General features: G+C 65.0%; 10 protein-coding genes. 5 read left to right on the top strand and 5 right to left on the bottom strand.

What is annotated here, in order from left to right:
* Positions 1-179 precede the first annotated feature (179 nt).
* Entirely contained in the window at positions 180-2477 is a 2298-nt protein-coding gene (locus tag ABUK12_RS13865; RefSeq protein WP_410012407.1) for a TonB-dependent siderophore receptor, read from the bottom strand.
* 315 nt (positions 2478-2792) lie between these two features.
* Between ABUK12_RS13865 and fes the strand changes: the two genes are divergently transcribed.
* The 3 genes from fes to ABUK12_RS13850 all read left to right on the top strand — a co-directional run bounded on the left by fes (position 2793) and on the right by ABUK12_RS13850 (position 8373).
* Positions 2793-4067, top strand: coding sequence for an enterochelin esterase (gene fes, locus ABUK12_RS13860; RefSeq protein WP_410016649.1), 1275 nt, complete (start codon positions 2793-2795; stop codon positions 4065-4067).
* A 101-nt stretch (positions 4068-4168) separates the two neighbouring features.
* Positions 4169-4375 carry an MbtH family protein gene (locus ABUK12_RS13855; RefSeq protein ID WP_410012406.1) on the top strand — a complete coding sequence of 69 codons (207 nt, stop codon included), beginning with the start codon at positions 4169-4171 and terminating at the stop codon, positions 4373-4375.
* Between the two features lie 35 nt (positions 4376-4410).
* A complete protein-coding gene (locus ABUK12_RS13850) occupies positions 4411-8373 on the top strand; it encodes an enterobactin synthase subunit F (protein WP_410012405.1) in 3963 nt (1320 codons plus the stop codon).
* Between the two features lie 3 nt (positions 8374-8376).
* On the opposite strand, the gene ABUK12_RS13845 is transcribed toward ABUK12_RS13850, so the two are convergent.
* The 3 genes from ABUK12_RS13845 to fepD are packed head-to-tail and all read right to left on the bottom strand — an operon-like array spanning position 8377 to position 11161.
* Complete coding sequence (locus tag ABUK12_RS13845) at positions 8377-9177, bottom strand: ATP-binding cassette domain-containing protein (protein ID WP_410012404.1); 801 nt, start codon at positions 9175-9177, stop codon at positions 8377-8379.
* The gene (fepG, locus tag ABUK12_RS13840; RefSeq protein ID WP_410012403.1) at positions 9174-10175 is read right to left on the bottom strand and encodes an iron-enterobactin ABC transporter permease; all 1002 of its coding nucleotides are present in this window, start codon (positions 10173-10175) and stop codon (positions 9174-9176) included. The genes ABUK12_RS13845 and fepG overlap by 4 nt, the downstream gene beginning before the upstream one ends.
* The gene (gene fepD, locus ABUK12_RS13835; RefSeq protein WP_410012402.1) at positions 10175-11161 is read right to left on the bottom strand and encodes a Fe(3+)-siderophore ABC transporter permease; all 987 of its coding nucleotides are present in this window, start codon (positions 11159-11161) and stop codon (positions 10175-10177) included. Before fepD ends, fepG begins: the two co-directional genes overlap by 1 nt.
* 132 nt (positions 11162-11293) lie before the next feature.
* Here fepD and entS point away from each other — a divergent pair, with 132 nt between their 5' ends.
* Positions 11294-12577: an enterobactin transporter EntS gene (gene entS, locus ABUK12_RS13830; RefSeq protein ID WP_410012401.1), complete on the top strand. Its 1284-nt coding sequence runs from the start codon at positions 11294-11296 to the stop codon at positions 12575-12577.
* 74 nt (positions 12578-12651) lie between these two features.
* On the opposite strand, the gene fepB is transcribed toward entS, so the two are convergent.
* Entirely contained in the window at positions 12652-13587 is a 936-nt protein-coding gene (gene fepB / locus ABUK12_RS13825; protein WP_410016648.1) for a Fe2+-enterobactin ABC transporter substrate-binding protein, read from the bottom strand.
* A 251-nt stretch (positions 13588-13838) separates the two neighbouring features.
* On the opposite strand from fepB, the gene ABUK12_RS13820 reads away from it, so the two are divergent.
* Positions 13839-15011 (top strand): isochorismate synthase, encoded by a 1173-nt coding sequence (locus tag ABUK12_RS13820; protein WP_410012400.1) that lies wholly within the window; start codon positions 13839-13841, stop codon positions 15009-15011.
* Positions 15012-15017 lie beyond the last annotated feature (6 nt).

Genomic DNA, 15017 nt, shown 5'->3' with positions numbered 1-15017 from the left:
GCCGCGGCAACATAAACCTCCCCGCAAACGAAACTCCCGCCGCAGCAACATAAGCCTCCCCACACACTACAAGCGAAACCCTCTCCGGCCTGCCAATCCTCTCGCCGCCAGCGCCCCTCCTTTGTCAACAAACCCATCGTACCAGCGGCACACCCTTTCCCCCGCTACCGGCGCCGGCTTCAGAAGTGAGTATTAAGGCCAAGGTAGAAGGTTCTGCCCGGTTCGTTGTAGGTGGCGGCGCCGGCGCCGTACATATAAGCGTTGGTGGCGGCGTTGCCGGTGGTCTGGGCGTTACCGGCGCGGAACTGGCGCTTGTCGAAGACGTTGTCGATACCCAGGGTCAGGCTGGCGTATTTGTTGATATCGTAGGTGCCGCTCAGGCCGACAATGGCGTAAGGACTGACCTCATTGGTTTCGCTGCCGGTAACGCGTTCGCCCTTGTAGTTGTATTTTTTCGGTTTCTGGCGTCCATACCATGAAAGGGTGGACTGTAGCGACAGATCCTGGCGCGCCTGCCAGCTCAGGGTGGAATTCAGCGTATATTCCGGAATGATCGACAGGTAGTCCCCGGTCTCTTTATTTTTGCTTTCAATGATATAGGTAACATTGTTATTCCAGGAAACCGTTTCGCTAACCGGGATATTCAGCGTACCTTCCAATCCCTGCACCACCGCCTTGGGTACGTTTTCCCAGCGATAGATATCGGACGCGCCGTTGGTCGAGACGCCGGTCGGCACATAACCCGCCTCGATTTTATCGCGGTAGTCATTGCGGAAATAGGTCACGCCCGCCTGGTAGCCGTCGCGTTTAAATTCCAGCCCGATTTCTTTGTTGATGCTGGTTTCCGCCTTGAGATCATCATTACCCAGCAGATAACACCCGCCGGTGCTGGCGGCACAGCCCTGGCCGCGGCTGTAGAGCAGGTAGTTGGGGTTGGTCTGGAACAGGCTCGGCGCTTTATAGGCGCGGGCGATGCCCATTTTCAGGGTGAAATCCTGTCCCAGCCCCTGCGAGAGGTTAAGCGAAGGACTCCAGTTGTCGCCGACGATGGAATGGTGGTCGAAGCGCAGCCCCGGCACCAGCATGGTGCTGTCGGTCAGTTCCATATTATCCTCGGCGAACAGCGAGAAAATATCGGCCGAGGAGTAGGGGCTGCGTCCGGTGCTGGCCACGCCCGGGATAGCGCCGCCCAGGAGGGTCTGGGTATTCGACGCCGGATCCTTCATTTTCTGCTGGTTCCACTCGCTGCCGGCCGTGAGGGTCTGGTTGACCCCCAGCTCAAACGGCACGCTGAGTTCGGTATGCGCCAGCACGCTGTCCAGCTGGATGGTGGAAAAATCATTGCTGGCGAAAATCCCCTCCGTGCCGCCGGCCAGCCCCTCGTCCAGGCGGGTATTTTTTGTGCGCTCATATTGCAGGTAATTAAGGGTGCTGACGCCGCTGTCCCAGGCGCCGCGCCAGGTCAGGGCATGGGTCTGGCGATAGATACGGTTGGTTTCATGGCCGTAGTTGTCCTGCACCAACTGGCTGGTATTGGTGTTCTGGGTATCGCCGGCGTAGATATTGCCCTGGCGGCTGTAGGTGGTTTCATATTCCAGGCTTTGCATCGGCGCCAAATCCCAGTGCAGGAGGGCATCGATATTTTTGTCCCTGACCCCTTCGCGTCCGGCCGGGACAGTATCGGCATAGGTGCCGGTGCGCAGGGACTGATGACCGTCGTTAATATCCTGGGCGTCGGCCTGGGTTTTGCTGTAGCCGCCGGTCAGGCGGAAGCTGAACGCGTCGCTCAGCGGCCCGGACAGGCTGAAGTTGGTGCGTTTGGTCGCGCCTTCGTCGTCATGCTGCGGCATATTCAGGTAGGTATTCCATGAACCATGCCAATCGCGGGTGTCTTTTTTGGTAATAATATTCACCACGCCGCCGGCGGCGCCGTTGCCGTAGCGCGCCGCCGCCGGTCCGCGGATCACCTCGATATGATCGATCATTTCCGGCGGCACCCAGGCGGTATCGCCCCGGGTGTCGCGCTCGCCGCGCCAGCCCTGGCGCACCGAGTTGCGGCTGCTGACCGGCAGGCCATCAATCAGGATCAGGGTATTTTCCGGCCCCATGCCGCGGATATCGATTTGGCGGTTGTTGCCGCGCTGGCCGCTGGTGGAATTGCCGGTCAGGTTGACGCCGGGCATGGTGCGGATGATTTCCGACACATCGCGGGCGGGCGGCCGTTTCCTGATTTCATCGGCGCTGATGGTGGATACGCCAGGCGCCTGGAGATTTTGCTTTGCCGCGGTGACGACGATGGTATCGCCCGCCGCGCTTTTGCCGCCGCTGGTTGCCGTGGCGTCGTCCGTCGTCGCGGAGGTTGATACCGGTGCTGTGGTCGTGCTGTCGGCCGCAGGCGCGGCCAAAGGAAGCGCCAGAGTTCCCAGACCCAGACTGATTAGGGTCGCTAAGGAGTAACCTGAGAATGTGGTATGCATATGTTCCCTGATCTGTAGCCGATCCCGTGACTGCTCCGGCGAAAGCCAGCAGTATGGACGGCCTGCTATGTTATAAATTGGATAAAATAAGCAGTTTTTTCAGCAACTGCCGGCGGCTAGCACGCAATGTTAAATCGCTGTTAACATTACGTTATTCCCTCGTTCGGCCACGCCATTGACAAATAAAACCGACCCTTAATGGAACTTTTACACACTATTGCAAATAGAAATAATTATCAATAGTATTTAGTTTACGTTTTAGATTAAAACGTCTACATTCACGGTTTACATAAGGAATCGCGCCCGGTGAAAAAAATGATGTTGGCCCGCGCCGATGTGGGCGGCGACGACTGGTGGCGGGAGGTGGAACGCCAGGGTGCGCCCTGGGTGGAGGCCGGTGCGTCCGGGCAGTGCGGCGTGATATTCCTGTGGCGCGACCCCGGGGGCGACGAGCGCGCGTCCCCTATCCGCCGGGTATGGATTAACATCAGCGGCGTGACCGACCACCATAGCGATACCGGTCCGCAAAGCCTGGAGCGTATTGCCGGCACGGATGTCTGGTATTGGCAAACCAGTCTCGGCGCGCGGTGGCGCGGCAGTTATTGCTTTATCCCATGCCGGGACGACGGGGCGTTCGGCGCGGCGGCGGCGCCCATGGACCGCGCCGCGCTGCGTAACGCCTGGCGTGGTTTATTTTCCGGCGCGGTCGCCGACCGGCTTAATCCGCTGCGCGCCTGGACCAACGGACGCGGCCATCCGGTTTCCGCGCTGCATATGCCGCTGGCGCCCCCGCAGACAGCCTGGAACGAGTACGACAGGCTTGGCCCGGTGGCCGGGCGCACCCTGCCGCCGCTGCCGTCGCCCGCAGGGCTGGAGTGCCATCGCTGGCATAGCGAACGCCTGGGCAACAGCCGCGATATCTGGGTATTCACCAGCGGACGCCGGCATGCGCCCAGGCGTCCGCTGGCCATCCTGCTGGACGGGCAGTTCTGGGCGCGGCAGATGCCGGTCTGGTCGCCGTTGCTGCATATGACGCGCGCCGGGGTCCTGCCCGAGGCGGTCTATGTATTGATTGACGCCATCGATAGCCCACGGCGCGGGCGTGAATTAACCTGCAACCCTGAATTCTGGCGGGCGGTACGGGAAGAACTGCTGCCGCAGCTGGCAGCCTGGGCGCCGTACCGCGCCGATCCGGCGACGACGGTGGTGGCGGGGCAAAGCTATGGCGGCCTGTCCGCCCTGTATGCCGCCTTAAACTGGCCCGGGCATTTTGGCTGCGTGCTCAGCCAGTCCGGTTCGTTCTGGTGGCCCGACCGGGATGCGGCACAGGCGCGGGACGCCTGCGGCGATGACCGTGGGCTGCCGGCGCAGATCGGGCGGGGCCTGGGCGACGGACTGGCGCTTAAGGTCTTTATCGAGGCCGGCAACCGGGAGCGGCTTATTCACCAGGTAAACGACCGGGTGGTGGAACTCCTGCGCCGGCAAGGGCACCGGGTTGATTACCGGGTGGTGGACGGCGGCCATGACGCGCTGTGCTGGCGCGGCGGCCTGCTGGACGGGCTGGCCGCGCTCTGGTCGCCCGGCCGCTAGCGCCCCCGGCCCGCGCTTCCCGCGTCCATGCCCGGCCTGGCTATTTTCGCCCCGGGCAATCCCCGTCATTGGCGCTATCGCCACAAAATAAGGAGTGCGTTTTGGAACACCCCAACCCCTTCGACGATCCGCAACAGATTTGTCTGGTTTTGCAAAACCGCCAGGCCCAATACAGCCTCTGGCCGGATTTCAGCCCGGTGCCCGCCGGATGGACGCCGGTTTTTGGCCCGGCGCCGCGCCCGGAATGCGGCCGGTGGCTGGAAACCCACTGGACCGATATGCGTCCCGCCGCGCTGCGCGGGGCATAAGCAGCGCAACCCATCGTTTTTAAGGAGTTACCGCCGTGTCAGAAATATCCTTGCCAACCGGCGCCGATGGACAGCCGGCCGAACTGCCGCTGGTGGCGGCGCAGCCCGGTATCTGGGTGGCAGACCAACTTTCCGCGCAGCCCAACGCCTATGCGGTGGCGCACTATATCGAGCTTAAGGGCGATATCGATGAAGGCTGCCTGCTGCGCGCCATCGACCAGGGCATGGGCGAAGCCGACACCCTGCGCATGCGTTTTGCCGAGCGTGACGGCATTGCGGTGCAATGGGTTGACGGCGATCTGACCTTTGACCGTCCCGATTGCGTGGATCTCAGCGCCGCCGGCGACGCCCGGAACGCCGCGCTGGCGCTGATGCAGCAGGATCTGGCGGGAGATCTGCGGGTGCTGAGCGGCAAACCGTTGTACCGGCATCTGCTGATTCGCGTGGCCCGCGATCGCTGGTTTTGGTATCAGCGCTATCATCATCTGATCGTCGACGGCTTTAGTTTTACCGCCATCACCCGCCGCATCGCCGTGCTGTATAGCGCCTTCATGCGCCGGGAAACGCCGCCGCCGTCGCCTTTTACCCCCTTTCAGGCGGTGGTGGAGGAATATCAGGCGTATTATCAGTCGGATGCCTGGCGCCGCGACGCCGCTTTCTGGCGCGAAAAAACCGGCCGACTGCCGGCGCCGGGCACGCTGTCGCTCAAACCGTTGTCCGGCCAGGCCGCCACCACCCATGTGCTGCGTTATGCGCTTGATCTCGATAGCCGGCTGTTCGCCGGCCTGGTCACGGGGGAGGAGCGCGCGCCGGGCATCGCCGATCTGGCCCTGGCGCTGGTGGCGTTATGGTTTGCCCGGCTGTGCGGGCAACCGTCCTATGCCGCCGGTTTTATCTTTATGCGCCGTATGGCCTCGGCCGCCCTGGATGCCACCGGTCCGGTGATCAATGTCCTGCCGCTGGCCGTGACCGTCGGCCCGGGGCAGACGCTGGGCGCCTTGGCCGCCGCCCTGTCCGGCGAGCTCAAGAGCCTGCGCCGCCATCAGCGTTATGATGCGGAACAGGTACTGCGCGACCTGGGCCGCACAGGGGATGAACAACCGCTGTTCGGCCCGGTATTTAATCTGAAGATGTTCGACTTCCAGCTTGATTTCGCCGGGGTGGAGGGCGTGACGCACGCGCTGGCTTCCGGGCCGGTGCGCGATCTGGAAATCGCGCTCTATCTTGGGGAAGAAACGGTAGCGGTGGAACTGGTGGCCAACGCCGAGCGGTATACCGCCGGCGAGCTGGCCGGCCATGCCCGGCGCCTGCCGCTGCTGCTGCGCCAGTTTGCCGCCGATCCCGCGCTGCCATGCGGCCAGGCCGATTTGCTGGGCGAGGCCGACCGCGCGCTGCTGGCGCGCATCAATGATACCGGTAAAACGCTGGCGCCGGATACGCTCGCCACCCTGCTGGCACGCCAGGCGTTGCGCACGCCCCAGGCCGTGGCGCTGGCGGATGCGCGGCGCCGCCTGACCTACGGCGAAACCCGCGGGCAGGTGCTGGCGCTGGCGCAACGGCTGGCGGCGCAGGGGGTGCGCCCGGGCGATATCGTCGCCGTCGCGCTCCCGCGCTCGGTATTCCTGACGCTGGCGCTGATGGCGGTTATCGAGGTGGGCGCCGCCTACCTGCCGCTGGACACCGGTTATCCGGACGAGCGGCTGCAACTGATGCTGGACGATGCGCGGCCGCGGCTGATTATCACCTGCGCCGGACAGGCCGCGCGGTTCGACGGCCGCGGCGATCTGTTGCTGTATGAGGCGCCGTTGACCGCGGACCCGCGGCTGCCGCGGGATTTCCCCCGGCCGTCGGCCCATCATCCCGCTTATATTATCTATACCTCCGGGTCGACCGGACGGCCGAAAGGCGTGGTGGTGGCCCATGACGCCATCGTCAACCGGCTGCTGTGGATGCAGGATCGCTATCCGCTGAGCGCGGATGACGCGGTGCTGCAAAAAACCCCCTGTAGCTTTGACGTATCGGTGTGGGAATTTTTCTGGCCGCTTATCAACGGCGCGCGGCTGGTCATGGCGCCGCCGGACGCCCACCGCGATCCGCAGGTGTTGCTGCAGCTTATCGCCGATTACCGCGTTACCACCCTGCATTTCGTCCCCTCGATGCTGGCGGCGTTTGTCGCCTCACTTGCCGATGACGGCGCCATCGCCTGCTGCGCCACCCTGCGGCGGGTATTTTGCAGCGGCGAGGCGTTGCCCGCCGAACTGTCGCGCCTGTGGCAGCGGCGCACCGGGGTGGAGCTGCATAACCTCTACGGCCCCACCGAGGCCGCGGTGGACGTCAGCTGGTACCCGGCCCACGGCGAGACGCTGGCGGCGGTGCGCGGGGCGCATGTGCCGATCGGCTTCCCGGTATGGAATACCGGCCTGCGCATTCTTGACGGGCGGCTGCGGCCGGTGCCGCCGGGCGTTGCGGGGGATCTTTACCTGACCGGCGTTCAGCTGGCCCAGGGTTACCTGGCGCGCCCGGAGCTGACCGCCAGCCGGTTCGTGGCCGATCCCGACGGCGACGGCGGGCGGATGTACCGCACCGGCGATGTTGCCCGCTGGCTGGACAATGGCGCGGTGGAGTACCTGGGCCGCAGCGACGATCAGCTTAAAATCCGCGGGCAGCGGGTGGAGTTAAGTGAAATCGACCATGCGCTGCTGTTATTGCCGGGCGTGCGCCAGGCGGTGACCCATGCCCGGGTATTGGGCGCCGCGCCTGATGCCGGCATCGGCGGCGATGCGCGGCAACTGGTCGGCTATCTGGTGGCGCAGCCGGGTGAAAGGCTGCACCCCGAGGCGCTGCGCGACGCCCTGGCCGAACGGCTGCCGGCGCATATGGTGCCGGTGGCGCTGGTCGAACTTCCGGCCCTGCCGCTCAGCGCCAACGGTAAACTGGATCGCAAGGCGCTGCCGTTACCCCAGTCGCGTCGGGCGACACGGGGACGAGCGCCGCAAACCGCCATCGAGCGGCGGGTAGCCGCGCTGTTTGCGCAACTGTTGCAACAGGAGATCGGGTCCGTCGATGATGACTTTTTTGCCCTTGGCGGCCATTCCCTGCTGGCGATGCGGCTGGCGGCGGAGCTGCGCCGCGACGTGGGTAAGCCGGTAACCGTCGGACAGGTGATGGTGGCCTCGACGGTGGCGCGCTTGGCCGCGCTGTTTGATGATGAGGTGGATAACGACCCCGGCGATGCTATCCGGCGTTCCGGACTGGACGCGGTCCTGCCGCTGCGCCAGGGCGAGGGCCCGCCGCTGTTTTGCTTTCATCCCGCCTCCGGTTTCGCCTGGCAGTTCAGCGTGCTGCGGCGCTATATCGATCCGCGCTGGCCGCTGGTGGGTATCCAATCGCCGCGTCCGGACGGTCCGCTGCAGCGGTGCGGCACGCTGGAGCAGGTGTGCGACGCGCATCTGCTGACGGTGCGCGGCATACAGCCGCACGGCCCTTATCATTTTATCGGCTATTCGCTGGGCGGCACGCTGGCGCAGGGCATTGCCGCCCGTTTACGCGCGGCGGGGGAAACGGTGGCGTTTCTCGGCCTGCTCGATACCTACCCGCCGGAGACGCGCAATTGGGACGCGGTGCAGGGTAAACATGTGCTGGACCCCGAAGTGCTGGAGGAAGTGCGGCGCGAGCGCGAGCAGTTCATCGCCGCGCAACAGGGTATTGCGGAGCCGGCGGGGGACGAACAGCGGCGGCTGTTCGATGCCATCGAGGGCAACTATGCGGATTCGGTACGCCTGCTGGCGGCCAGCCGCAGCGCGTATTTTGCCGGAGAAGCCACGCTGTTCGTGGCCCGGCGCACGCTGCCCGCCGCTATGGACGTGCGCCGGACCTGGTCAGATTATGTGGACCGGCTGCGCGTGCACGAACTGGACTGCGCCCATGTGGATATTATTTCGCCCGCGTCGTTCCAGGTGCTCGGACCCTTGCTTAACCAGGCGCTCAGGGAACTGTAGGCGTCAGCCCCGGCCCAGCGGCACGATCATCGGCGTATGGGATACCGGATCGTCGATGATCATGCAGCGCAGGCCGAATACCGCCTCCACCAGTTCGGCGGTGACGATGTCCACGGGCGCCCCCTGGGCCAGGATACGCCCGTCGCGCATCGCCACCAGATGGGTGGCGTAGCGGCAGGCGTGATTAAGATCGTGCAGCACCACCACCAGCGTATGGCCGGCGCGGTGCAACTCGCGCATCAGTTCCAGCAGGTCTATTTGATGGGCGATATCCAGCCAGGTGGTGGGTTCGTCCAGCAGCAGCAGCGGCGTTTGCTGCGCCAGCACCATGGCGATCCATACCCGCTGCCGCTGGCCGCCGGACAGGGTATCCACCGGCCGTTCCGCCAGCCCGGCGACGCCGGTGGCGCGCATCGCTTCCTGCACCGCTTGTTCATCGCGCCCGCTCCAGCGGCTTAACAGCGATTGGTGCGGGTAGCGTCCGCGCGCCACCAGATCGCCCACCGTGATATCCCCGGGCGCGCTGGAGCTTTGCGGCAACAATCCCAGGCGCCGCGCCACCTCCTTGGTGGCGTAGGCGCCGATCTCCCGGCCGTCCAGCCATACGTTGCCCCCGCCTGGCCGCATCAGGCGGCTGAGCGTGCGCAGCAACGTCGATTTGCCGCAGGCGTTGGGGCCGATGATCACCGTCAGTTCACCATCGGGGATGGTGATGGACAGATCGCGGGCAATCACTTTTTTATCATAGGCGAGCGTAAGATTTTCCGCCCGCAGGCGGCTGGACGACGGGGTAAGGGCGCTCATTTTTTTCGCGACTCCCGGATTAATAAGCCGATCAGATAGAGGCCGCCGATGCTGACGGTAACCACCCCGACCGGAAGCTGATAAGGCGTAAACATACGCTGTGCGGCGAGGTCGGCCGCCAGCAACAGCAGCGCGCCGGTCAGGGCCGCCAGGGGGATCGCCAGGGTTTGGCTGCCCGCCAGGCGGCGTGAAATCTGCGGCGCCACCAGGGCGATAAAGGAAATGGGGCCGGCGGCGGCCGTGGCGGCGGCGGTCAGGGCCACGCCCGCCAGCATCAATCCTAGTCGCGATCTTTCCACCGGCACGCCGAGCGCGCAGGCGGCGTCATCGCCCATTTCCAACAGGCGCATGCGCCGCGATAAAGCCAGGGCCAGGGCAAAGGCCAGGACAATCGGCACGGCCACCGGCGGGCATTTCGCCCAGGTCATGCCGTTAAGCGATCCGGCGCTCCATAGCCCGGCGGTCAGGGCGGATTCCAGCGAGGCGCTGACCACCAGCCAGGTGTTAAGCGATACCAGCAGGGCGCGAACGGCAATGCCGACGATAATGAGCCGGAAGGTCTGGATGCCGTTGCGCCAGGCCAGCAGGTAGACTATGGCGGCGGTCAGCAGGCCGCCGGCAAGGGCCGCGCCGGTTATGCCCAGATAGCTGCTGTTGAACAGCACTATCGCTATCAATACGGCGCTGTGCGCGCCGGTATTGAAACCCATGACATCCGGGCTGCCGAGCGGGTTGCGCATCAACGACTGGAAAATAGCGCCGCTGGCGCCCAACGCCGCGCCCAGCAATAACGCCATCGCCACCCTGGGCAGCCGCCATTGCGTCACGATAACCTGGATATTGTGCGCCGCCGCGCCGCGCAGGGCGTCCACCACCTGCCGGGCCGGAAGCGGGAGCGACCCGGCGCCGAGGGCGTAAATCGCCAGCGCAAGGCAGGCAAGCAGCAGGATGCCGACGGTCAGCGACGTCCTGATCCGGGCGTGCCGGTTCGCCATCATCACCGGCTTATCATCCGGTGGCGGCGTACCAGGGCTATCAGCACCGGCGCGCCGAGCAGCGCCGTTATCACCGATACGCGCAGCTCGCCGGGCACCATCACCCGGCCCGCCATATCGCTGCCCAGCAGCAGCAGCGGCGTAAGCAGCAGCGTCCAGGGCAGCAGCCAGCGGTGGTCCGGGCCGGCTATCCAGCGCGCGATATGCGGCATCATCAGCCCGATAAAGGCTATCGGCCCCGCCAGCGCCGTAGCCGCGCCGCATAACAGGGTAATGGCCGCCAGGCCGAGCAGCTGCGTCAGGCCCACCCGCGAGCCCAGCGCCGTCGCCAGTTCGCTGCCCATGCCCAGGGTATTGAGCGCCCGCGTTAGCCAAAGCGTCAGGCCGGTGCCCAGGACGATAGGCCAGATAACGGCGTTTACCGCCGCCATGCTGCGGATATCCAGCGAACCGGCCTGCCAGAAGCGCAATTGGTCGTAGACCAGGGGATTGAGCAAGGAAATACCGGAGGCCATGCCGTCCAGCACCGCGCCCAGCGCCACGCCCGCCAGGGTGAGGCGAATGGGGTTCAGCCGCCCGCCGCCCGCCGCGCCGATTAACGCCACCAGCAGGGCGGCGGCCAGCGCGCCGGCAAAGGCAAACCACAGGTAGCGATCGATGGAGGCGGCGCCGAAAAAGGTGATGCCCAGCACCACGGCGAACCCCGCGCCGGCGTTGACGCCAAGAATGCCGGGGTCGGCCAGCGGATTGCGGGTCAGGGTTTGCATCAGGGCGCCGGACAGCCCCAGGGCGATGCCCGCCAGCAGCCCGGCCAGCGTGCGCGGCAGGCGGCTCTCGAGGATAATAATACAATCCGGGCTGCGGCAGGCGCCGGTCAGCGCGGGCAATACCTGGTCGGCGGGAATGGTTTTGGCGCCGATAAACAGGCTCGCCGCCATCAATAATGCCAACAGCACGCCGCTTAACAGCAATCCGTAATAATGGCGCATAAAAGACTAAACCATAAATTATATGATAATGATATTTATTATCGTTATTACTCGCAATAACTTATGATAGCATGACTGCTTCCCTGATTGCAGCGCACAGTGGCGTCGAATTCCCCGGATAGTTAGCGTCTTATGCAAAAACCCTCGTATTTACTCGATATCAGCCTGCTGAAAACCCACCCCGCCTTCCGGGCGGTTTTTATCGCGCGGTTTTTGTCCATCCTGGCGCTCGGCATGCTGGCGGTGGCGGTGCCGGTGCAGATACAGGCCATGACGGGGTCCACCCTGCAGGTCGGGCTGGCGGTGACGCTGGCGGGCGGCGGTATGTTCGTCGGCCTGCTGGCCGGCGGGGTGATGGCGGATCGCCGCGAGCGGCGCGGGCTTATCCTGTTTGCCCGCGCAACCTGCGGGGTGGGGTTTATCGGCCTGTGCCTTAACGCGCTGCTGCCGGTACCGTCCCTGTTCGCGATTTATCTGCTGGCGGTGTGGGATGGTTTTTTTGGCGCGGTGGGGGTGACGGCGCTGCTGGCCGCCACGCCGTCGCTGGTCGGGCGGGAAAATGTCATGCAGGCGGGCGCCATCAGCATGCTGACCGTGCGCTTCGGCGCCATTTTATCACCGGCGGCGGGCGGCCTGGTCATCGCCTCCGGCGGGGTGGCCTGGAACTACGGGCTGGCGGCGCTTGGCACGCTGCTGACGCTGTTGCCGCTGCTGCGCCTGCCCAGGCTGGCGCCGCCTCCCCAGCCCCGGGAACACCCGCTGCACGCGCTGGCCGGCGGCATGGCCTATCTGTTTCGTCATAAAACCATCGGCCTGGTGGCGCTGATCGGCGCCCTGCTGACCATGGCAAGCGCGGTACGGGTGCTTTACCCGGCGCTGGCGATAAGCTGGCATATCAACGCCGCCCGGCTGGGGTTGATGTATGCGGCGGTGCCCCTGGGCGCGGCGATAGGCGCGTTTACCAGCGGCCGCGTCGCCGCCACGGCGCGGCCGGGAAGAATGCTGTTGCTTACCGCCGTCATGGCGTTTATCTGCGTCGCGGCATGCAGCCTGATGCCGTTCTACGCGCTGGCGCTGCTGTGTCTGGCGGGCTTTGGTTATTTCAGCGCCATCAACTCGCTGCTGCAATATGCATTGATACAACAGCTGACGCCGGATCATCTGCTGGGCCGCATCAACGGCCTGTGGACCGCGCAGAACGTCACCGGCGACGCGCTGGGGGCGCTGGTATTGGGGGGGTTGGGCACCCTGATGCCGCCGGGGCTGGCCGCCGCGGCGTTCGGCCTGGCGGCGGCCCTGGCGGGGCTACTGCCGGCGCTGGCGCTGCGGGGCCTGCGCGCCGTGGATATGGCGCGGCATCGGGATCAGGGCCGGCCGGCGGATGAAATCCCGCCCGCCGGCCGCAGTGAGCCATAACCGCCATGAATCCCCGCCCGGCTGGGAATGGCCGCGGCATGACGCGGTTAGCCACGCGGCAGGACGGGGAAAGATCACGGCTTGGCGAACAGCTGTTCCAGGCGGGCCAGCACATTGCTGGCGCTGTAGTAATCAAGGCGGAAGGTGTCGTTGCCAAGGGCGTAGACCCGGCGGTTTTGCACCGCCGGCAGATGCGCCAGGAACGGATTGGCCAAGAGCAACCGGGCGCTGGCGTCATCGCCGGCAAACAGCAGGAAGGTTTGCCCGTTCAGGCCGGCGGCCAGGTTTTCGCCGGACAGCTGGACGATATCCTTGCGCACGCCCATGCTTCTGCCGCCAGCGGGGATAGCGGGCGGTTCGGCCAGCGTAAAGCCCAGCTGGCGCAGCAGCTGGCCCTGCGGCGAATCGGCGGTCCACAGGTTGGCGGCTTTGCCGTCCGGCTGGTATACCAGGGCGGATACCGGCTGCGGCGGCAGCGCCAGATGCTGTTTCAGCGCCTGCCGGCGGGCGTCGAAGCGGGCGATGACCTCCGCGGCCTGCGCTTCATGGCCGGTGGCTTGTCCCAGCTCCCGGGCCAGGTCCTGCCAGCTTTTATCGTCATAATTGACCACCAGGGTCGGCGCCAGCGGTGACAACTGATCGTAAAGGCGCAGGGCCGAATCGCCGCCGGCGGCGGCGATAATAATCAAATCGGGATTCTGGCCGGCGATGGCCTCGGCATCCGGTTCGCCGATGTACAGGCGTTTGACGCCGCGCTGCCGGGCGACATCGCTCCACTGGCGAAAAAAGCCCTGTTCGTCCGCGACCCGGTTATTCGGCGTGGTGGCGCCGCTGGCTATCACCGGCGCCCCGATGGCCAATAGCGAGCCGGTAAGGGTGACGCTTGTGGATACGATGCGCTGCGGCATGTGATCCAGGGTAATGGCGCCATGCGCGCCCGCCACCTGCCGCGGCCAGCCGTTCTCAGCGGCGCACGGGGACGCGGCCGCCAGCAGTAAGGGCAGGGCCATCAGGGCGAGCCAATTGCAGGCGGATCGGTGCCGGGACAATAGAGTGATCATGTCTGGTATTCCTGGGGTAGGGGCTGGTTTTGTCCGCCTTATGATGACAAAAAACGGGCAATCAAATCCACCCTTGCGCGGGTGAGGCAGTGTTTACGTTCATTGACACGGCAGATTCTACGACGTAGTTTATGTGCTATCAATACAAATGATAATTATTATTATTGTGTTTATCATTTGATAATAGCGGAGATCGTCACGTGGAATTTTCATTGTTTCGACAGACAACACCAGGCGACGCGGATGCCCTTATAAACGGATTTTTTTTCATGTCGCCTTATCGCAGCTTCGTTACCCAGGGTCGTTTCTGCGCCATCAGCGCGCCCGCGGGCAGGGGTGATCAGCCCGATGGCGTGTTTCAGCGGGAGCTGCGCCACGCCTTCCGGCGCGCCAGAAACGCCGGCATTGAACGGCCGCTGGTGGTGGGCGCCATTCCCTTCGATGCCGACCGGCCCGCGGCGCTGTTTATCCCGCAGCGCAGCCAGGGGTTCGATCGCGAGATGTTTTTGCAAAGCCGGAATGTGCCCGCCGAACCCTTGCCGCAGGTAACCGGCAAAATCGAGCGACCGCCGGAGCGCGACTTTAAACACATGGTGGCGCGGGCGGTGGAGGCCACCGGCCAGCAACGGCTGAGTAAAGTGGTGCTCGCGCGCCTGCTGGATATCACCACCCGGGAACCGGTGAATACCGCGGCCCTGATGCGGCGCATCGCGGCCCAAAATCCCGCCAGTTACAATTTCCATGTTCCCCTCGACAACGGCGCCCTGCTGGGCGCCAGCCCGGAGCTGCTGCTGCGCAAGACCGGCAACCGGTTTTACTCCACGCCGCTGGCGGGTTCCGCCCGGCGCGACGCCGAGCCGGGCCGTGACGCCGCCGCCGGCCGCCAATTGCTGGATTCAGTCAAGGACCGCTATGAGCATCAGCTGGTTATCGACCAGATGCGCGAAGTGCTGGCGCCCTACAGCGCGGGTTTAAACGTGCCGCCCGTACCCGGCCTGGTCAATACGCCCACCCTTTGGCATCTGGCCACCGCCATCGACGGCGAGGTGGCGGACCCCGCCGTCAACGCCCTGGCGCTGGCCTGCCTGCTGCATCCCACGCCCGCGCTGTGCGGCGCCCCCACCGATCGCGCGCGCCGCTTAATCCAGACCCTGGAGCCCTTCGACCGCGATCTGTTCGGCGGCATGGTGGGCTGGTGCGACGAGGAGGGCAATGGCGAATGGGTGGTAACCATCCGCTGCGCCAGGGTGGCGGGCAACCAGGTGCGGCTGTTCGCCGGCGCCGGCATCGTGCCCGCCTCCCTCCCCGACGCGGAGTGGCGCGAAACCGGCGTCAAGCTCGATACCATGCTGAGCGCGTTTGGATTGCATTAACAGGAG

The organism is Sodalis sp. C49, from assembly GCF_046352915.1.
Lineage (GTDB): Bacteria > Pseudomonadota > Gammaproteobacteria > Enterobacterales > Enterobacteriaceae > Acerihabitans.
This window is presented reverse-complemented; position numbering and strand designations above follow the sequence as displayed.